A 20,673-nucleotide genomic window follows, 5' to 3' on the forward strand; every position below is an offset into this window, starting at 1 on the left:
GTTAAAGTATAGTATTAATTGGCTTAATATAAAATTAAAAATTATTATTTAATAAAAATTATTAGTTAATTAAATATATTTTTTATCTTAATTAGTCCAAATTTCATACCACTAGTTCGCATAATCTTAGCCATCATTTTCCACTTATCTTTTTCATAGCAAGGAGAAGGGCAGTTTCTGCATTTTGGTTTTATCTCGTGTGGGCAGTTTTGAAGTCGTTCATTTGCATATTTGAGCATATTTTCACAATCACTGCATAGATTGTATTTTAACTCTTTTAGCTCTTCACCGTTGTAAATTAGCTTGATACTAGAGTTTTTCTTTTTTGCATCTTTATGTTTGCTATCACAATATAATTGTATAAAATTTACAACGGTGCTGTTTTGTTCTATAAATTTTTCATTTGTCATATTTAGTGATTTTCACAAAAATGTTTTAAATTATCACCTTCTAATCTATATGTTGTCCATTCATCCATAGCTCTTGCATCAAGACTCAGGTAGAAATCAATACTTGGTTGATTCCAGTCAAGACAAGCCCATTCAACTCTACCATAGTCATTTTCAATCGCTAAATTTACTATAAATTTTAGAAGTTTTTTTCCATAACCTTTGCCTCTATGCTCGTTTATAATATATAGATCTTCTAGCCAAATTCCAGGCTTTCCTAAAAAGGTAGAAAAATTATAACAATAAAGCGCAAACCCAATTGGTTTTTCATCTTCATATGCTAGTATAACTTTTGCTTTTTCCTTCTCAAAAATCCACTCTTCTAAAAGTTCAGGAGTTGCTACAACTTGTCCTTCAAGTCTTTCATATATTGCAAGATCTTGTATGAATTTTAAAATTATATGAATATCTTCTTTTGTTGCAAATTTGATATTAAATTTAGTCATTATTAACCTTTTTAAATACTTTTAATGCTTTTTCTAAATCTTCTTTAGTGTCAATTCCAATGCTTTTGCTTTCCATTTTTAACATTGATATTTTTTTGCCATTACTAAGTGCTCTTAATTGTTCAAGTTTTTCTGTCTTTTCTAACTTACTTTGACTAAAATCACAAAATTCCATTAAAGTTTTAACACTATATGCATAAATTCCAATGTGCCCTTTATAATCATTATAAGGCTCTCTGTCAAAAGGAATTTTTGATCTTGAAAAATACAAAGCCGTGCTATTTTCATCGACTACAACTTTTACTAAATTTGGATTGTCCGCTTCGCTTTTTTCTATATATTTATAAGCACTTGCCATAAATGCATCTTGGTTTAAAATTTGCTCCATTGCAAACTCTTTAAATTTAGTTAAATTTAAACCCTCAAAAAATGGCTCATCAGCTTGCAGATTTATGATAACTTCACTATCTTTTAACCCCATCTTGCTAACAGCTTCATTTATCCTATCAGTTCCGCTTTCGTGAGTAGTTTTTGTCATAACTGCTTTAAAACCATAATCATTTGCTATTTTTAGCACTTTTTCATCATCAACAGCTATTAAAACATCATCAACTTTTTTAGCTACATTTGCAGTTGCTATAAACATAGGAACACCGAAAATATCGCATAAAATTTTGTTTTCAAATCTTGTTGATTTCAGCCTTGTTGGTATTACTATCATAGTTTAATCCACTCTAATATTTTTGCTTTTATATCTGTTTTTTTAACTACATCATTGTGAACAGCTTTTTTCTCAAATAGTTCCAAAATCTCGCTTGGAATTTCATCATTAAATTCACTAGCTAAAAGTTGCATTTGCTCTTTTTCATTATAAATTTTTTCATCTTTTATAGCCTTTATCATTGAAGGTGTAAATTTAACCCAGTGTGCAGTTGAGGTTACAATAGTTGGCTTGTTTGGTTTAAATTTAAAACAAGTTGCAGTATGTGGGTCTATAAGTTTGCCTTTGTCTGCCATATTTTTTATAAAACAAGAGCACTCTTTGTCTGTGCAGTAAAGTGCTTCAAAGCCTTTTATGTGTTCTATTTTATACTCTTTGTTTTTTTCAAGGTTATCCATAAGTTCTTTTGTTTTTTTATCGCCAAATTCATGGAAAAGCAATCTTTCAACATTTGAAGATACTAAAATGTCCATAGCAGGACTCATGGTTTGGATTAACTTTTTACCTTTTATATCATAAACATTATCATTAAAAAAATGTGTTAAAACATTATTTTCATTTGAAGCTATTTTAATGGTATCAATTTTTGCCCCCATTTTTTTAGCATAATACGCACCCAAAGCATTTCCAAAATTTCCACTTGGAACTACTATATCAAAACTTTCGTTATCTTTTATAATGCCATTTTTTAGAAGATAAATATATGCATAAAAATGGTAAATGATTTGAAAAAGTATTCTTCCAAAATTTACTGAATTTGCTGCACTTAGATAAAAATTTGACTCTTTTAAACTATTTTTAAAATCTTCATCTTTTAAAAGTGTTTTTAAAGCTTGTTGTGCATCATCAAAATTTCCTTTAATGCCTAACACTTTTAAATTGCCAGCATCTGCATTTACCATTTGAAGTCTTTGAACTTCACTAGTTCCTTTGCTTGGGTATAAACATACAACTTTTACATTATTTTTGTTTGCAAAAGCTTGAAGTGTGGCTGGACCTGTATCGCCACTTGTTGCACACATTATTAGATAATTTTTATTTTCTTTTTCTGCAAGATTACTAATAATTTCACTAAAAGGCTGAAGTGCCATATCTTTAAAAGCTCTTGTTGGCCCATGAAAAAGTTCATTTATATATAAATTTTCACCAATTTTTTCAATTTTTAAAGGCAGAGTTTTGTCATCAAATGTTTTATATTTTTCAAGTGCTTTTAAAAAAACTTCATTTTCTATATCAAAATTAAAACTTTTTATAATCTCTAATGCAAATTCGCTATAACTTAGTTTCATAGCTTTTTTAAAAAAATCTTTATCAAATTTTGGTAAATTTTGTGGTGTAAAAAGTCCGCCAAAATCAGCACTTGGATTGAGTAGTGCTTGGCTTAAATCTACTTTTTGATTTGCGTTTCTTGTTCCAACTAATTCCATTAAATTCCTTAACTAATAACTATATATTAAATAGTGTTATATTTTTAATCTATTTTGAAATTTGTAATTTCACTTAATTTTTTATTCACATTAAAAAATTCAAATCTAAAATTTGAACCAATTCCAAATTCTTCTATTCTTTTTGTGTGCATTTTTAGATATTTTTCAGCATTTTCTTTGGTATCAAATGCATAAATTCCACCCGCTATTTTCTTCTCTTTATTTTCTGTCCAAATTTTCCATAAAAAGCCAGGTTCTTTTGTTATAGATTCTGCTAACTCTTTTGTTTGATTATACATATCATTACCATAACCGCCATTGTAATCAAAATACATTTGTAGTATTATCATTTTTTCATCCTTTTAATTTTTTTGATATTTTATCAACATTTTGTAAATTTATATAATTATCCAAAGCTGCTTTAAAATTATCTCCTATTTTTGTTTTTAATTCTATTGTAGAAATAGGTAGATTGAAATCCTTGATTTTAACATAATCTTTTTTAGTTATAAGTAAAGAAGTAGCATTGTATTTTTTAATAATATCTTCAAGTTCGCATTTTTTAAAACTATAATGATCACTAAAAAATTCTTTTCCTATACATTTGCTAAAATACTCTTTTAGCCTGTCTGGGTTTGCAATAGCTGTAACTAAAACCATTCTTTTTGAAGGGTTTACGATGTAAGATGTTTGCAAAATATCATCTTTTTTAGGTATAAAATTTGCAAATTTATAAAAGCTTTTTGGATATCTATAAACTCCGCTTGGAATAGTTGAGTTTGAATATGGCTCTTTTTTAGGTTTTAGCAAGATGTTAAATTTTAATATATTAAATTTAGAAAAACCATCATCAAAAATTATAAGCTTACAACCTAGCTCTTTAGCTCTTTTTATTGCTTTAACTCTGTTTTCGCTAACTATTACATTTGCACCCATTAATGCATATTCCATAGCCTCATCACCACTTATTTTTACATCTGATAAAATTTTATTATCAAGTGATACTTCTATCATTCCTTTAGACTCTCTTTTATACCCACGAAGAATTATAAAAGTTTTGTATTTTTTTGAGTAATTTTCATAAATGGCTTTTGTTAAAGGTGTTTTTCCACTACCGCCTAAAACTAAATTCCCAACATTTATAATTGGAATACCATAATCAATCTCATATGAAATTTGTTTTTTAATTAATATTATGAGTGTGTAGATTATGCTAATTGGTACTAGTAAAAATGATAATATTTTTTGTATAAAATTTGGACTATAAAAGTAATTATTAGCCCAAATATGAAGATTTTTTTTAAACACTATTGTTTGCAATAAAACTAATTTTTTCACATATATACTCAACTTCTTCATCTTTTAGATCAGCGTATATTGGAAGTGATAGAATTTGTTGATATGTTTTTAAGGCACCTGGAAATTCATTTACTTTAAATCCATATTTTTGTTTATAGTATGTTAGAAAATGGATTGGTATATAGTGCAGTGCTGTGTTGATTCCAAATTCCATTAATTGTCTTGCAAAGTTGTCTCTATTTTTATCAATTTTAATTATAAATTGAGTATATATACCTTCATCATTTAGTTTTGGTAAAAATATATGAGGACACTCTTTTAGCCTTTCATGATACATTTTAGCTATATCTCTTCTTCTTTTTGTAAAAATATCAATTTTTTCAAATTGGGCTTTTGCAAAGGCTGCAGATATAGCACCGATATCGTATTTTTGTCCTATCTCAAAGACATCATACATATAGTTAAGTGCATTTTGGTTTACATTGAAATGGTTTATTATTCCATTGCTTCTTATTATTTTTGCTTGTTCATTAACCTCTTCATCGTTTGTTGTAAAAAATCCAGCTACAGCTACTGAGTTTTGAAATTGAGGATTTATTCTAAAACACGATACAAAAGAGTCTTTTATGGATCCTATTAGTTTTCCTTTATAAGTAGTTCCAATGGCTCTACTTGCGTCATCTATGATTTTAATATTATATTGTTTAGCTAAGGCATAAATTTCATCCATTTTAGAACTATATCCAGCTACGTGGTTTATAAATGCAGCTTTAAGTTTTTTATGTTTGTTTTTAATTAGAGTTTCTTCAAATTTATTGATATCAATATTTAAAGTATTTTCATCAATATCAACAGGTATTGGCTCTGCATCAAAATGGCGAATTACTTCTGGAATATCAGGGAATGAGTTTACAGAGCAGATTATCTTATCAGCTCTTTTTATTCCCATTGCACAAAGCGCTAAGTGCAATGCACTTGTGCCATTATTTGTTAAAACCGCATATTTAGAATTAAAATATTTTTTAATATCAGTTTCAAATGTTTCAATTATGTTTGAGTTTTGGTTAAACAGTACTTTTAAAATTAACTCCTCTTCTTTATTGTCTATACTGGCCCTAAAAAAAGGTATCTTTTTCAATTTTATTCCTTAATTAAATCTCTTATATTGGCAATTGGTGGCATTTTAAGTTTAAAATTATTGCTTTTAATTCTATTTCTTATAAAATTCACCAATTCATTATCATATTTTTTTTCTAATTTATTAAAACTTAAACCATTGTCTTTGATATCTTTTAAGACTTTATCCATCTCTTTGTATGTATATCCAAGTTCAGCCTCATCGCTTTGACCCTCCCACAGGTCTCCGCTAGGGGCTTTGTTTATAATTTTGTCATCAATATTTAAGTATTTTGCAAACTCAAAAAGTTCAGTTTTAAAAATTTCGCCTATTGGGTTAAAAGCATAAGCTAAATCCCCATAAACAGTTCCATAACCAAGCATTCTCTCACTTAAGTTGCTAGTTCCAACGACAACTGCTTGCATATAGTTTGATATATCATATAAAACACACATCCTAAGCCTGGAAGTAAGGTTTCCTTTTCTTAACTTATTAAGCATACCGATATTATCTTCATAGGCTGATATCATTGTTTCAATATTTATGATTTTATGTATTATACCAAAATCATTGCAATGCGATATAGCATCTTCTATATTTGCTTTACTGCTTGAGCCACTTGGTATTATTATTCCAAATGTATGTTTTATAGAAATTTTAGCACAAAGAGTTGAAACTATAGCAGAGTCAAGTCCTCCGCTTATGCCAACTATAAAATTTTCTCTTCCTGTATCTTTCAAACTTTTTTTTAAAAATTTAATTAACTCTTTTTCTAGTTTCTTATAATTCACTCTTTTGCCTAAAATAAATAATTTGACATTAATTTTAGCATAATTTTGATAAAATGTGATTAAAAAGAATACTATTAGGTGAAAAATGCAGTATTTAGTGAAAGAATTTGGCTCTGTTATGACAAATTGTTATATCTTAGATAATGGTTTTGAACAACTAGTTATAGATCCTGGTGAAAATAGTTATGAATGGGTAAAACAAAATAGTAACAATATACTTGCTGTTTTAAATACTCATGGGCATTATGATCATGTTTATGATAATTATAAATTTCAAAAAGATGGTGTAGAAATTTATATCCATAAAGACGATGCTTTTTTAGTATCAAATGATCCTTTTGGGCTTTTAAAAAATGGATCTAGTCCAGATGTATTAGCAAATGATGAAGATAAATTTAAAATAGGACAATTTAGTGTGAAATTTCACCATTTTCCAGGGCACACGCCAGGGTGCTCTATGATAGAAATAGGGGATTTTATGTTTAGTGGTGATTTTTTATTTAATAGCAGTATAGGGAGATTTGACTTTCCATTTTCAAATTCAGATGATATGAAAAAATCACTTTTAAAGGTTAAAAATTTTAAAAAAGAGTTTATTTTATTACCAGGGCATGGAGAGAAAAGCACATTGCAAACTGAGATTTCTCATATTGATTACTATCTAAAGGCATTTGGATTTTAAGGTATAAAAACTTTTTAAATTTTAAGTTTTACATACACTCTTTTTGGGGCAGGGTAGCCTTCAATGGTCTTTGAGTTATCATTTGGATCTAGGAAATTTTCTAAGCTTTGACCATCTATCCAAGGAGTTTTTCTCTGCTCATTCAAATCAGTCTCTTTTGTTGCAAGTATTTCAAAATCTTTAAATTTAGCCTTCTCACACCAGTTTTGTAGGGCTTTTATAGTTGGGACAAAATAGATATTTGAAATTTTGGAGTAGCTGTTTTTTGGACAGAGTGCAAAATCTCCGTCCATATCAATATACATGGTATCTAAAAAAACCTCTCCATTTTTATTTAAAGAGATTTTTAAATCTTTTAGCATTTTTATCGGGTCGCTTCTGTGATATATCACTCCAAGACAAAATAAAGTATCAAATTTATGCTCATAAAATGGCAAATGTTCAACCCCTAAAAGCTCATAAACTATATCGCTTTTTATATATTTGTTTAAAAATAAAAATTGCAAATATGTTCTAATAGATGGGTCAAATCCAACTAATTTTTTAGGTAAAAACTCAAGCATTCTAAAAAGATAATAACCATTGTTGCAACCTATATCGCCGACTATCTTATCTTTTAAATTTAGATGAGGTTTTAAGATATTAAACTTAATATTGCTTTGCCATTCGCTATCTATAAAGATGTCAAAGATGTTAAAAGGACCTTTTCGCCAAGGTTTAAGCATTAAAGCAATTTGTAAAATTTCATCTTTTTGTTCATTTGAAATATCTGCTTTTATATCTACAATATCATCAACTTTAACAGTGCTTTTTATATCGTTTAGTTTTAAAATTTCATTATAAATTTGCTCACTGTTTTTAAATTTTAAAGCTTTTAAATTTTCATCTCTAATCTTATTTAAATTCATTTTTTATCCTTAAATTTGTTATACTATCATTTTAAAAGTTTTAAAAGGATAAAATTATGCAAAAAGTTATGGATTATTTTAAACAAATTTGTAAAATTCCTCATTGTAGTTTTGAAACTGATGAGATGAGAGAATACCTAGTAAAACATGCCAAAAAAAATGGCTTTACAGTTCAAATTGATGAAGCAGGAAACATTTATACTTTTAAAGGAGAGCCAAAAATTTGTCTTCAAAGTCATTATGATATGGTTTGTGTTGGCAATGCACCAAAGATAGAGTTAGTTGAAAAAGATGGAATACTAAGTGCTAAAGATAGCTCACTTGGTGCTGATAATGGTATCGGGGTTGCTATAAGTTTGGTTATGATGGATGAATTTAGCGATCTTGAAGTTATTTTTACAAACAACGAAGAAGTTGGGCTTTGGGGTGCGGCTAGATTTGAGTTTAAGACAAAAAGTAAAAAGCTTTTAAATTTAGACAGTGAAGAGGATTTTAGAGTATCAATTGGTTGTGCAGGAAGTGTTGATATGTATGCAACTTCCAAAATCGAAAAGAAAAAAATAAATGGTTATGCTTATAAACTTGCAATTGATGATTTCCCAGGCGGACATAGTGGAACTGAGATTGATAAAAATATACCAAATGCTATTAAATTTCTAATCAAATTTGTAAAAGAAAATAAAGGAAAATTAAGCTTTATAGATGGAGGCGAAAGAAGAAATTCAATTCCCGCTAAAGCTTTTTTAACCGCTGTTTTTGATAAAGAAATTTCATCTTTTCCTAAATATATAAAGTCTGAATTTATAGGCAAAAAAGATATTGAAATTTATAAAAATAGCGATGAGATTGTTGATATGCTTTGTATATTTTCTCAAGGAGTTCGCTCATTTAATAAAGATCTTAAAATTCCAGAAGATAGTATAAATCTTTCAACCGTAAAAGAAAAAAATGAGGTTTTAGAGGTGCTATTTTTTGCAAGATCTATGAGTAAAGAGGGGCTTGAAAACTCTAAATTTGAAACTAAGGTTTTAGCAAATAATTTTGGTTTTGATATTGTGAGTGAAAACCAAACAACGCCATGGAAGCCAGAGATTAATGATTTTAGTAAGGCTGTGTTAAAAAACCTTAAAAAATACTCTCCAAATGCTGAGTTTGCAGCAGTTCATGCAGGGCTTGAATGTGGCGTGTTTATAGGTCAAGATGAAAAGCTTTTAGCAACATCAATAGGACCAAATATTCACTCTCCACATAGTGTGAATGAAAGATTAGAAATAGACTCCGTTGGTATCATAACAGATGCTGTTAGAGGTCTTTTAAAAGATTTAATAGGATAGAAGATTTGGAGTTTGATTTTTATGTTATAAGGTGGAAATCAAGCTCTTTAACCTGTTTTTTAGATTAATATTTATTTTATTATAACTTTATCTTTGCTTTTGCAAAGCTCATATAAGAAACACTTATCACATTGTGGTTTTACGGCTTTACAGGTGTAGCGTCCAAAAAGTACCATTGCTTGATGAAGATAGTTTAGCTCAGTTTTAAAGGCTTTTACCAAATCAACCTCAGTCAACTCAGGCGTTTTTGCTTTGCTAAGTCCTAATCTATGTGAAACTCTAAAAACATGAGTATCAACAGCCATTAAATTTGCTTGTGCAAACTCAATCAAAACAACATTTGCCGTTTTTTGACCAACACCAGCAAGAGTCATTAGTTTATCTCTTTCAAGTGGAATTTCACCTTCAAAATTTTCCATTACAGATTTTGCCATTTTTATCAAATTTGTAGCTTTGTTATTATAAAAACTACAAGATTTTATAAGAAGCTTTACTGAACCTAATTTAGCCTTTGAGAGAGCTTCTACATTAGGGTAGTTTTCAAAAAGGGCAGGGGTTAGTAAATTTACTCTTTTGTCTGTGCATTGGGCTGAAAGCATTACAGCAACTAGCAGTTCATATAAATTGGCAAAATTTAGCTCAGTTTCAGGTTTGTTAAAGTGTTTAAGTAAAAGTTCTTTGATTAAATTTATATCTTTTTTTGTTCTCATTTAGCAATTTTATCTTAAAAATGCACAAAGTTCAACAAATGTTTAACACTTTATAGTATACTATGATGATTTTATTTAAGAAAGGATTCATTTATGAATAAATTATTATTAGGAGCGTTAAGTTTAGCAGTGGCTGTTAGTCTTAATGCGAAAGTTTATGCTACTATTGATGGTCAAGATGTAACAGATATTGATCTAGTTCCACTACTTGCTGGAGCACAAGGAGTTGTAGTTTCAGAACTTCCAGAGGATGTTAGAAAACAACTTGTTGAAAGAGCAGTTCAAATAAAACTTTTAACAAATGAAGCTATCAAAAGTGGAATTAAAAAAGACGAATTATTTAAAAAAGAATTAAAACTAGCTGAAGATGGTTTAGCTCTTCGTGTATGGCAAATAAGAGAAATGGAAAAAACAAAAGTTAGCGATGAAGAAATTAAGAAATTTTATAATGACAACAAAGACAAATTCATAGAAAAAGAAGCTATTAATGCTAGTCATATATTAGTTGAAAAAGAAGAAGATGCTAAAAAAATAATAGACGAATTAAAAAATTTAAAAGGCGAAGAGCTTAAGAAAAAATTTGCTGAAGTAGCAAAAGAAAAATCAATCGAGCCAATGGCAAAAAAAACAGGTGGCGATCTAGGTTGGTTCTCTCCATCTCAAATGGTTGAAGCATTTGCAAATGTAGCAAAAGAACTTAAAGATGGCGAAATTTCAAAAACTCCAGTTAAGACTCAATTTGGATACCATGTAATCCTAAAAAATGAAAGCAGAGCTGAAAGACAAGCTACTTTAGAAGAGACAAAAGCATTTATAACAAGCAACCTTAAACAAGAAAAATTTCAAAAAAATCTTGATAAACAAATTGAAGAATTAGTTAAAAAAGCTAAAGTAGAATATAAAAAATAATTGATTAAGAAAGGGATAAAATGGGTGTTTTAGATATTGTAAAAGCAGGTGTTTTAAGCGGTGATGATGTAAGCAAACTTTATAACTTTGCAAAACAAGAAGGGTTTGCGATACCCGCTGTAAACGTTGTTAGCACAAGTTCTGTAAATGCAGTGCTAGAGAGTGCAAAAAAGGTTAATTCACCCGTTATAATCCAATTTTCAAATGGTGGGGCAAGCTATTATGCAGGTAAAGCTTGCCCAAATGCCGATGTTTTAGGTGCTATTTCAGGCGCAAGACATGTGCATTTGTTGGCTAAAGAATATGGCATTCCTGTTGTTTTACACACAGATCACGCTGCTAGAAAGTTGCTTCCATGGATAGACAGTCTTTTAGAGGCAAGCAAGGAAAATATCAAACTTTTTGGCAAACCTCTTTTTAGCTCCCATATGATAGATTTAAGTGAAGAGAGTTTAGAAAGCAACTTAAGTACTTGTGAAGAGTATCTAAAAAAGATGTCAGAGCTTGGAATTTCACTTGAAATAGAGCTTGGTGTTACAGGCGGCGAAGAGGATGGTGTTGATAATACGGGCATTGATAGCTCTCTTTTATACACACAACCAAAAGAGGTGTTTGAGGCTTATGAGAGACTTTTAAGAATTAGTGATAAATTTACAATTGCAGCTAGTTTTGGAAATGTTCATGGTGTTTATAAGCCAGGAAATGTTGTTTTAAGTCCAGAGATACTTAAAAACTCACAAAAATATATAAAAGATAAGTTAAGCTTAAAAGATGATAAGCCTGTAAATTTTGTATTTCATGGCGGTAGTGGTAGCGATATAAAAGATATCAAAGACGCTGTTAGCTATGGGGTTATTAAGATGAATATTGACACAGACACTCAGTGGGCATATTGGGATGGTGTTAGAAAATATGAACTTAAATATAGGGATTATCTGCAAGGTCAAATAGGAAACCCTGAAGGCGATGATAGGCCAAACAAAAAATACTACGACCCTAGAAAATGGATGAGATGGGGCGAAGAGAGTATTGTTGATAGACTGAAAATAGCTTTTGAAGATCTAAATTGCATAGATAAGAACTAGGCAAATTATGGATATTAAAAAAGATTCATTGGTAGATTTAAATCTACCAGAAAATTCAAATAGGTCATTAGTTGGGGTCTATTGTAAACTTATTTTTGTGCCAGCATTATTATATATAGGATTACTAGCTGGCTATTTTGGATATATAGATTTTAAAGTAGAGTTACACTCTATTGTTATGATAGGATTTTTGCTATTTATAGCTTTTATCTTTGCAAGACATAATGCAGAGTATGGTTGTTGTCTTTTTGAAGATAAAATCGACCTTTTTAAATCTAGTTTAAAAGACTATATCATGTCAAATTTAATAATAGTTAGTAACCGTAAAAAATCCGGAGCTAGCTTTGAGGATTTTACTGATCATTTTAATAAAGATATAAGAAATACAAATTATGCAACAGTAGCAGCTGGAGTTTTTCCAATGCTTGGAATTTTGGGAACTTTTATAAGTATTGCTATATCTATGCCTAATTTTTCTTCATCAGATATAAATTCTCTCGAAACTGAGATAGCTCAACTTTTAGGTGGAGTTGGAACTGCTTTTTATGTTTCTATTTTTGGTATTTTTTTAGCTCTTTGGTGGATATATTTTGAAAAAAAAGGCCTTAGCAGATATCAAAAATTAGTTTCTAGATATAAAGAAGCTACTAAAAATTTTTTTTGGGATGATAGTGAGATTACAAGAAGTTTAATGATGGAACTTATTGAAAAAAATGATAAAATTTCAAAAGTTTTTGAACATACTTTTAATGTAAATTTGGATAAAAGACTAAACGACTCAATGAATGAAAAAATGAGAAATTTAGAAAAATTAATAGACATTGAAGAAAGAAGTCTTAAAAGCAGTTCAGAACAACTTGAAAAAATGGAATACATTTCAGCAGATATAACTAAAAAGGCAGAAGAATTAAGTAAAAAATACGAAGAAACCATACTTGATTTAAATAAAACTATGTTCGATACAAGAAAGACATATGATAAATTGTCTAATGAATTTCTAGATTCAATGAAAAAATGTTCAAAAAATCAGACCGATTTTAAAAAGAGTATTGATAAATTTATTGATAAGCTAGAAGTTTTTGAAAGCTTTATTGAAGAGCCTAATAAAAATAAAGATGATGTTGGTGAAAATATAGATATTGCAGAAGAGCTAAAAAGAACTCTTTTAAGTTTAGATGAAAACACAAAAAAAATTATAAAAAATTCAGAAAATAATAATGAAGATAGATAAAGAGGAAAATGATAATTTTTGGGTGGCTTATGCCGATTTAATGGCAGGGTTACTTTTCATTTTTATACTTTTAATAGGTGGAATTATAGTTAAGTATGTTTTAACTCAAACAAGCCTAAAAGAGAAAGAAAAAGAGTATACATCAACTTTAGCTATGCTTCAAGATAAAGAAAAACACAACTTAGAGCTTGAAGCACTAAATAAAATTTTCGTTAATAAGTTAAAAAATACAAATTTAGAAATTGACGATTTACGAAATTCAAATTCAGCATATATAGTTGAGATAGATGAACTTAAAAAAATTATTGAAGATTTAAATGATAAAAGTTCAAAGCTAAGTATTGAATTAGAAAAAAACATTAAAGAAAAAGAGGCTCAAAAACAGGCGATTTTAGATCTAAATTTAACAAAAAAAGAGAAGGAAAAAAGACTTTTAGAATTAAAAAACAGGGCTCTTGAACAAGATAAAAAAATCACAGGACTTTTTGCTATAAAAAGTGAAAATGAAAGCACTATTGAAAATTTGCAAAATAAAAACAAAGCAGATGAACAAAAACTTGAAGAACAAACTCAAAAAATAGTATATCTTTTAGAGCAGATGAGTCAAAGAGAAAAAGACTATAATCAAATTTTACAAGATTTAGACACAGCAAAAAGCAGGATAAGAAATTTAACAGGACTTAGCGTAAAAGTTATAGCAGATATTAAAGATAGTCTTGGAGATAGTGTAGAGATAGATCCTAAATCAGGCGCTTTAACACTCTCATCTTCAGTTTTATTTGACAAAGGCTCACACGAGTTAAAAGAAGAAGCTAAAAATGGACTAAAAGAGACTCTTAAAAAGTATTTTGATGTTTTAATGAAAAACAAAGATATTAGAGAAAATCTTGATTCTATTATAATTGAAGGACACACTGATAGTGATGGAAGTTATATCTATAACTTAGAGCTATCACAGCTTAGAGCATTTTCTGTTATGGAGTTTATAAACTCATGGAATAAAGATGAAAATTTAAAAAGATATTTAATTGCAAGTGGCAGAAGCTTTATGTCACCTATTTTAGTAAATGGGCTTGAAGATAAGGATGCTAGCAGGAGAATTGAGATTAAGTTTTTACTTTCAAACAAATCTACAATAAACGAAATTGAAAAACTTTTAAACTATGATAGAAACACTACCAAGAATTGATAAGCTTAAATTTAGAAATTTTGAGTTTTATCTTTTAAGAGATGACTTGCTTGGGGAATTTAATGGTAATAAAGCAAGAAAATTGCACTATTTTTTAAATAAAGATTTAAGCGGTTTTAAAAAGATTGTTTCAAATGGCTCATCTCAGTCAAATGCTATGTATTCAATAAGTCTTTTTGCTAAAATAAAAGGCTTAGAGTTTGAATATGTAATGAGCCATATAAGTAAAAATTTAGAACAAAACACAATAGGGAATTTTAAATTTGCACTTGGAAATGGAATGAAGTATTATATAAATCAAAATAGAGTAGAGTTTGCAAAAGGCTTGTGCGATGAAAAAAGTATATTTATAAATGAGGGTGTAGCACAGCCTGAGGCTGAAATGGGTTTTAAAAATCAAGCTTTAGAGATAGAAAAATTTGCAAAGCATAATGGGCTAGAATTTGATATATTTTTACCTAGTGGAACAGGTGCAAGTGCCACATATCTTGCAAAACACTCTAGGTTTAAGGTATACACAACGCCTTGTGTTGGAGATGTGGAGTATTTGAAAAAGCAAATTTCAAATCTTGATAAAAACTCAAATTTAAATATACTTAAACCACCTAAAAAATACCATTTTGGAAATTTAAAAAAAGAGCTTTATGATATATATAAAGAGCTTTTAGATGAAACTGGGGTTGAGTTTGATTTGATTTATGATCCTGTTGGATTTTTGACTTTATTTGCAAATTTGGATAAATTTCAAAACAAAGTTTTATATATACATCAAGGTGGAATTTTAGGTAACATTTCTCAGCTTGAAAGATATAAATTTAAAGGAATGATATGTTAGTTTTAAAAAGTAATGAAGCAAATTTTAAAGATGAGTTTAGCAAGCTTGTAAACCGTTCTGATATGGATATGGATAGCGTTATGCCAGTTGTTCAAAGCATTATCTTGGATATTAAAAAAAGAGGTGATGAAGCCTTAAAAGAGCAAATTTTAAAATTTGATAAATGGGAAGTTAAAGACAACCTTGCTATTACAGAAGATGAGATGAAAAATTCTTATGATAATTTAAGTGATGAATTAAAGCACACTTTAAAATTAGCATATGATAGAATTGGTAATTATCACAAAAAACAGCTAGAAAAAACTTGGCTTAGTTTCGATGAAAATGGCTCAGCTCTTGGGCAAAAAATAACCCCTATTGATAAAGCAGGGCTTTATATCCCTGGCGGAAAAGCTGCTTATCCTAGTTCTTTGCTTATGAATGCTATTCCTGCAATTGTCGCTGGAGTTAAAGATATAACAGTTTGCACACCCGCAATAAATGGCAATGTAAATGAGCTTCTTTTAGCTGGCATGTATATGCTAGGGATTAAAAAAGCTTATAAAGTAGGTGGAGCAAGTGCCATTGGGGCTATGGCTTATGGGACAAAGAGCATTAAAAAAGTTGATGTTATAACAGGGCCTGGAAATATCTTTGTTGCAACCGCTAAAAAGCTGGTTTTTGGTGATGTCAATATTGATATGATAGCAGGACCTAGTGAGATAGGGGTTATAGCTGATGATAGTGCAAATGCTTATCATATAGCCGTTGATCTCTTATCGCAAGCAGAGCACGATGAGCTTGCAAGTAGTTTTTTAATAACTCATAGTGAGGAATTTGCAAACAAAGTTAAAGATAAAATTTACAAAGTTTTACCAACTCTTGAGCGAAAAGAGATAGCTTCAAAAAGTATTGAAAACAAAGGTGCTATCATAATTTCAAAAGATCTAAATGAAAGTATAACTCTTATGAATGAACTTGCGGTTGAACACCTTGAGCTTGCTTTAGATAATGCTTATGAGGTACTTCCATTTATAAAACACGCTGGAGCTATATTTTTAGGACATTTTACACCTGAGGCGATAGGGGACTATTTAGCAGGGCCTAACCACACCTTACCAACGGGCGGAAGTGCAAGATTTTTTTCACCTTTAGGGGTTGATAATTTTATTAAAAAATCATCAATTATAGCTATGAATAAAAAAACGCTATCAAACTTAGGAAATGATTGCATGTTATTTGCCCAAACAGAAGGCCTTGGCGCACATAAAAAGTCAATTGAGGTAAGGGTAAAAGAATAGCTTGAAAATAAAATTACTTTAAAATTATGCTAATATTATAAAATGTTAAAAAGAATATTTTTACCTAGCATAGTAATTGTTCTTGCTTATGCACTTTGGGTTAATGAGAATTTTAAAGTTATCACCTTTGGAGTAGCTATTTTTTTATTTGGAATGGTTACTTTAGAGCGGGGATTTAAGCTTTTTTCCGGTGGGGCATTAGAGAATATATTGGAAAAATCAACAAACAAACTTTATAAAAGTTTAAGCTTTGGTATTATTACAACTACTTTAATGCAGTCAAGTTCTTTAATATCAGTTTTAACCATATCATTTTTAGGAGCTGGATTAATTTCGCTTTATCAAGGAATCGGTATAATTCTAGGTGCAAACATTGGCACCACCACAGGTGCTTGGCTCATGGCTCTCTATGGCTTTAAGGTTGATCTTATGGCATACTCTATGCCTGTTTTGATTTTTGGAATTTTATTTATATTTTTGCGTGGAAAATCATTAAACGGCTTTGGATATATACTAATAGGGCTTGGTTTTTTGCTTTTTGGAATTGCATATATGAAAGATGGCTTTGAGGTTTTTAAAGATGCTATCGATTTAACCAAATTTGCCATACCTGGTTTAAAAGGTGCTATTGTTTTTGCAAGTATTGGTGTTTTGGCAACTGTTATAATGCAAAGCTCTCATGCTACCCTTATCATAACACTAGCTGCATTAGCAACCAATCAAATAACCTATGATAACTCTTTGGCGTTAACTATTGGGGCAAATATAGGTACTACAGTTACTGCCATTATAGGCTCTTTTACATCAGGAATTGAGGGCAGACGGTTAGCCGGAGCTCATTTTATATTTAATGTACTTACTGGGATTATTGCTATATTAATATTAGAAGAGTTAAAATTTTTAACAGATAAAATTTCATATATTTTAAGTATTTCAGATAGTGATTTAATGCTTAAATTAGCCGTTTTTAATACTGTTTTTAAGGTTTTAGGTGTTATAATTTTCATCCCTTTTTTAAATAAACTTATACTTTTTTTAAATACCATTTTTAAAGAAAAAAACTTTAGTGTTAAAAATATAGAAAACATAAAGTTTTTAAATGATGAAGCTCTTGAAATTCCATTAGCTGCTATTACTGTGTTAAAAAAAGAGACAGAACATCTATATCACATAGCTTTTAAAATAATATCAAAAGGATTAAGTTTAAATGAAGACAATGTCTTATCCAACATGAGATCATATGATGTTATAGTAGCAGGTCCTAAGAACGATGGAGTGGTTATAGATGAAGCATATATGCTAGGAGTTCAACATATTTATGATAGCATTTTGGAATTTTCAACAAAGGCACAATTAAATGCAAATTCAGACGATATTCAAAAAATTTATGCCATAAAACTAGCAAATAGACATATAATTTCTGCTATAAAAGCTACAAGAAATTTAGAAAAACATATGAAGTTATATACTTGTTCTCAAAACGAATATATAAAAAAATACTATAATAGTATGCGTAAAAGGCTCATAAAGATATTAAGGGCCATAAATATCCTTTTAACTGCTGATAATAGAGAAAGGCAGATTAGATATTTTAAAAAAATTACTAAATACATCTCAAAAGCTGAAACTCTAACAAACAAAAGACTTAATATAGAGATTAGAGAAAACAGGATTACAAATATTATGGCTACTGATTTAATAAGCGATAATATCTATGTTCAAGATATCGCAAATAATCTTTTTAGTGTGGTGAAAATTCTTTTTATTAATGATAGAAGCGACATTGAAAAAGAGAAAATGGATAGCAAGAGTGAAATTTTAAAAGAAGATGTTTTGGTGGTTAAGGATGTTAAAAATAGTATATAATCAGCCTTTATTAAAAGACTGATTATATATATGGCTTAGCCTTCAATGTAGTTTTTAAGTTTTCTGCCAACTTTTGGATGTTTTAATTTTTTAATAGCAGAGCTTTCAATTTGTCTGACGCGCTCCCTTGTTACATTTAGCTCTTTGCCTATCTCTTCTAGTGTTCTATCACTCTCATCTTCTAGTAGCCCAAAGCGCATTCTAATAACTGCTTTTTCACGCTCATTTAGTTGATCCAAAACATCATCTATTTGCTCTTTTAAATCATCTTTTAAGATATTGTCCATAGGCGAAAGTGATGATTTATCTTCAACAAAATCTCCAAATTTACCATCATCTTCATTTCCAATAGGTGCTTCAAGACTTATTGGTTCTTTTGCTATTTTAATAACCTGTTTGACCTTATCAACACTAAGCCCAATTTCTTCTGCTATTACATTTACATCAGGCTCTTTACCTGTTTCTTGAAGATATTGTCTATTGATTTTATTAATTTTATTAATCGTTTCTATCATGTGGATTGGAATTCTAATAGTTCTTGCTTGATCAGCAATAGCTCTACTTATAGCTTGTCTTATCCACCATGTGGCATATGTTGAAAATTTATAACCTTTTTTATATTCAAACTTATCAACCGCTTTCATAAGACCGATGTTTCCTTCTTGAATTAGATCCAAAAATGGCAAACCTCTATTTGTATATCTTTTAGCAATGCTAACAACAAGTCTTAAATTTGATCTTGCCATCTTTCCTTTTGCTGAATCAGAGATGTTTTTACCTCTTTTTATCTGCTCTAAAATGTGTTTTAACCTAATAGGATCTAGATCAAAACTATCTTCGCTTGCCTCTTTTGTTTGAAATAGTTTTTTAATATCAACGTAAGTTGATACCATGGTTGCTTCAGGAACTCGCTCTGCTATCTCCTCTTTACTAAGTTTTGTTATATCTTTTAAGATACTAGCATGGTTTTCTTTAAGCTCTTTGCTAAAAAGTGGTAGTTTGTACTCAAGTCTTTTAAGCTCTTTATCAAACTCATCATCACTTTTTAGTGAGGTTTCCATTGATTTTACAATCTCATTTATAAGCTTACTTGTTGGACCAAGCTCCATGAGTTTTTCTTTTAAAATCTTTTTTTTGAATATATAGTTAAACATTATCCCAAGATTTTCTTCGCTATTTTCAAGCTCATCTTTGTATCTTGTTTCGTATTTTTGCCAATCTTTTTTAGCTTTTTCTAGCGCTTTAAAACTTTGAGTTACCTTTATAGCTCTTTTATCATTTTTTTGAGTATTTTTTGGTTTTTCATTTTCTTCATCAATATCATCTTCATCTTCATCATCTGAAGTATCCTCATCAAAGCTTTTGAAAAGCTCTTTTACTCTTCTTTCTCTGTTGATTAAAGGCTCTTTATAATCAAGTATAAAATCAATCAAATAAGCAACAGAGCAAAAAGCATCGATTATGATGTCCTCCCCAAGCTCTATGCGTTTGCTTATCTCAACTTCTTCTTCTTTTGTTAGAAGTGGAATTTGCCCCATCTCTCTTAGATACATTCTAACAGGACTATCTGATTTGCTCCATTCAAGTAAGTCTGTATCATTTGTAACATCAAAGTCCTCATCTTGATTTTCGTCCATCATTCTTTGAGCTTCTTGTGCTCTTTTTTTAGCATCTTGATGATTTCTTATCTTAGCTCTTTTGGCTGAAGATATTATCTTTACTTTGTATTTTTTCATAAAAGATTCTATTTTTTTAACATTAGTAGCAGTTGGCGCTTTGTCAAAATAGCTTATAATTTCTTCATAAGTAACATATTCTTTTTGATTTTCTTTAAAAATCTCTTCTATTTCGTCAAATATCTCTTTAGTTGTAGTTTGTTTTTTAGCAGTCATTTAAGAACTCCTTTATCTGTAAAAGAGTATAATTATACCCAAATTTTCTTAAGAACAGATAAGTTTATAATATATAGAATTTACTTTTTTACGATACTATTTGTTGTCTTAAAATATTTGTAAGAAGGATAATTTTTTGAACTTTTTACTTTTTATTACTACATTTTTATCTACATCATTATTTCTGCCCGGAATCAATATGACCTTGGCACTAAGTTTGGCTATGGATATTGGTTATAAAAGAACTTTTTTATGATACTTGGTGGAGTTTTAGGGCTTGGATTTGTATCTTTGGAGTGTTGTTTGGGGACCAGTGTTATAATTATAAATCATCCTAATGTATTTCATATTTTAAAAACTATTGGCGGACTATATATTTTGTATCTTTCCTACCAAATGTTTATTAAGAATAGTAAATTTCAAACTTTTTTTAAAAGGTTTTTTATTTGCAATATTAATCCAAAAGCATGGATATTTATAAGCACTCTTTTGCCTCCTTTTA

At 29.3% G+C, this 20,673-nt stretch carries 20 protein-coding genes; 9 read left to right on the top strand and 11 right to left on the bottom strand.

What is annotated here, in order from left to right; genetic code table 11:
- Positions 1-65: 65 nt before the first annotated feature.
- The 8 genes from CBLAS_RS03435 to CBLAS_RS03470 are packed head-to-tail and all read right to left on the bottom strand — an operon-like array spanning position 66 to position 6,250.
- Entirely contained in the window at positions 66-410 is a 345-nt protein-coding gene (locus CBLAS_RS03435) for a nitrous oxide-stimulated promoter family protein (RefSeq protein WP_106870175.1), read from the bottom strand.
- A 2-nt stretch (positions 411-412) separates the two neighbouring features.
- The gene (locus CBLAS_RS03440; protein ID WP_106870177.1) at positions 413-895 is read right to left on the bottom strand and encodes a GNAT family N-acetyltransferase; all 483 of its coding nucleotides are present in this window, start codon (positions 893-895) and stop codon (positions 413-415) included.
- A complete protein-coding gene (gene kdsB, locus CBLAS_RS03445) occupies positions 888-1,616 on the bottom strand; it encodes a 3-deoxy-manno-octulosonate cytidylyltransferase (protein WP_106870179.1) in 729 nt (242 codons plus the stop codon). The genes CBLAS_RS03440 and kdsB overlap by 8 nt, the downstream gene beginning before the upstream one ends.
- Complete coding sequence (gene thrC, locus CBLAS_RS03450; protein WP_106870181.1) at positions 1,613-3,043, bottom strand: threonine synthase; 1,431 nt, start codon at positions 3,041-3,043, stop codon at positions 1,613-1,615. The genes kdsB and thrC overlap by 4 nt, the downstream gene beginning before the upstream one ends.
- 44 nt (positions 3,044-3,087) lie before the next feature.
- Positions 3,088-3,393, bottom strand: a complete 306-nt coding sequence (locus CBLAS_RS03455) for a monooxygenase (protein WP_106870183.1) — start codon at positions 3,391-3,393, stop codon at positions 3,088-3,090.
- A 4-nt stretch (positions 3,394-3,397) separates the two neighbouring features.
- On the bottom strand, positions 3,398-4,351 hold the full coding sequence (locus CBLAS_RS03460) for a tetraacyldisaccharide 4'-kinase (protein ID WP_172658173.1): 954 nt from the start codon (positions 4,349-4,351) through the stop codon (positions 3,398-3,400).
- Positions 4,344-5,480, bottom strand: a complete 1,137-nt coding sequence (locus CBLAS_RS03465) for a DegT/DnrJ/EryC1/StrS family aminotransferase (protein WP_106870187.1) — start codon at positions 5,478-5,480, stop codon at positions 4,344-4,346. Before CBLAS_RS03465 ends, CBLAS_RS03460 begins: the two co-directional genes overlap by 8 nt.
- 2 nt (positions 5,481-5,482) lie before the next feature.
- Positions 5,483-6,250 carry an NAD+ synthase gene (locus tag CBLAS_RS03470; RefSeq protein WP_106870189.1) on the bottom strand — a complete coding sequence of 256 codons (768 nt, stop codon included), beginning with the start codon at positions 6,248-6,250 and terminating at the stop codon, positions 5,483-5,485.
- An 85-nt stretch (positions 6,251-6,335) separates the two neighbouring features.
- On the opposite strand from CBLAS_RS03470, the gene CBLAS_RS03475 reads away from it, so the two are divergent.
- Positions 6,336-6,932, top strand: a complete 597-nt coding sequence (locus tag CBLAS_RS03475; protein WP_106870191.1) for an MBL fold metallo-hydrolase — start codon at positions 6,336-6,338, stop codon at positions 6,930-6,932.
- 14 nt (positions 6,933-6,946) lie between these two features.
- Here CBLAS_RS03475 and cmoB read toward each other — a convergent pair whose 3' ends face one another.
- Complete coding sequence (gene cmoB / locus CBLAS_RS03480; RefSeq protein WP_106870193.1) at positions 6,947-7,840, bottom strand: tRNA 5-methoxyuridine(34)/uridine 5-oxyacetic acid(34) synthase CmoB; 894 nt, start codon at positions 7,838-7,840, stop codon at positions 6,947-6,949.
- A 56-nt stretch (positions 7,841-7,896) separates the two neighbouring features.
- Here cmoB and CBLAS_RS03485 point away from each other — a divergent pair, with 56 nt between their 5' ends.
- Positions 7,897-9,174: a M28 family peptidase gene (locus CBLAS_RS03485; protein ID WP_106870195.1), complete on the top strand. Its 1,278-nt coding sequence runs from the start codon at positions 7,897-7,899 to the stop codon at positions 9,172-9,174.
- A 71-nt stretch (positions 9,175-9,245) separates the two neighbouring features.
- On the opposite strand, the gene nth is transcribed toward CBLAS_RS03485, so the two are convergent.
- Complete coding sequence (gene nth, locus CBLAS_RS03490; RefSeq protein ID WP_106870197.1) at positions 9,246-9,884, bottom strand: endonuclease III; 639 nt, start codon at positions 9,882-9,884, stop codon at positions 9,246-9,248.
- 93 nt (positions 9,885-9,977) lie between these two features.
- Between nth and CBLAS_RS03495 the strand changes: the two genes are divergently transcribed.
- Genes CBLAS_RS03495 through CBLAS_RS03525 form a run of 7 tightly spaced genes read left to right on the top strand, consistent with a single transcriptional unit; the run spans position 9,978 to position 18,279 of the window.
- The gene (locus CBLAS_RS03495) at positions 9,978-10,793 is read left to right on the top strand and encodes a peptidylprolyl isomerase (RefSeq protein WP_106870199.1); all 816 of its coding nucleotides are present in this window, start codon (positions 9,978-9,980) and stop codon (positions 10,791-10,793) included.
- A gap of 20 nt (positions 10,794-10,813) precedes the next feature.
- On the top strand, positions 10,814-11,878 hold the full coding sequence (gene fbaA / locus CBLAS_RS03500; RefSeq protein ID WP_106870201.1) for a class II fructose-bisphosphate aldolase: 1,065 nt from the start codon (positions 10,814-10,816) through the stop codon (positions 11,876-11,878).
- 7 nt (positions 11,879-11,885) lie between these two features.
- Positions 11,886-13,109, top strand: a complete 1,224-nt coding sequence (locus CBLAS_RS03505; protein WP_106870203.1) for a MotA/TolQ/ExbB proton channel family protein — start codon at positions 11,886-11,888, stop codon at positions 13,107-13,109.
- Positions 13,096-14,298: an OmpA family protein gene (locus CBLAS_RS03510; protein ID WP_106870206.1), complete on the top strand. Its 1,203-nt coding sequence runs from the start codon at positions 13,096-13,098 to the stop codon at positions 14,296-14,298. Before CBLAS_RS03505 ends, CBLAS_RS03510 begins: the two co-directional genes overlap by 14 nt.
- Positions 14,273-15,133, top strand: a complete 861-nt coding sequence (locus CBLAS_RS03515) for a 1-aminocyclopropane-1-carboxylate deaminase (RefSeq protein ID WP_106870209.1) — start codon at positions 14,273-14,275, stop codon at positions 15,131-15,133. Before CBLAS_RS03510 ends, CBLAS_RS03515 begins: the two co-directional genes overlap by 26 nt.
- On the top strand, positions 15,127-16,413 hold the full coding sequence (hisD, locus tag CBLAS_RS03520; protein WP_106870211.1) for a histidinol dehydrogenase: 1,287 nt from the start codon (positions 15,127-15,129) through the stop codon (positions 16,411-16,413). Before CBLAS_RS03515 ends, hisD begins: the two co-directional genes overlap by 7 nt.
- Positions 16,414-16,455: 42 nt before the next feature.
- A complete protein-coding gene (locus CBLAS_RS03525) occupies positions 16,456-18,279 on the top strand; it encodes a Na/Pi cotransporter family protein (RefSeq protein WP_106870214.1) in 1,824 nt (607 codons plus the stop codon).
- Positions 18,280-18,314: 35 nt separating this feature from the next.
- On the opposite strand, the gene rpoD is transcribed toward CBLAS_RS03525, so the two are convergent.
- Positions 18,315-20,171, bottom strand: coding sequence for an RNA polymerase sigma factor RpoD (gene rpoD, locus CBLAS_RS03530; RefSeq protein WP_106870216.1), 1,857 nt, complete (start codon positions 20,169-20,171; stop codon positions 18,315-18,317).
- Positions 20,172-20,673: the final 502 nt, after the last annotated feature.

Source organism: Campylobacter blaseri (assembly GCF_013201895.1).
In the GTDB taxonomy this organism is placed as follows: Bacteria; Campylobacterota; Campylobacteria; order Campylobacterales; family Campylobacteraceae; genus Campylobacter_B; species Campylobacter_B blaseri.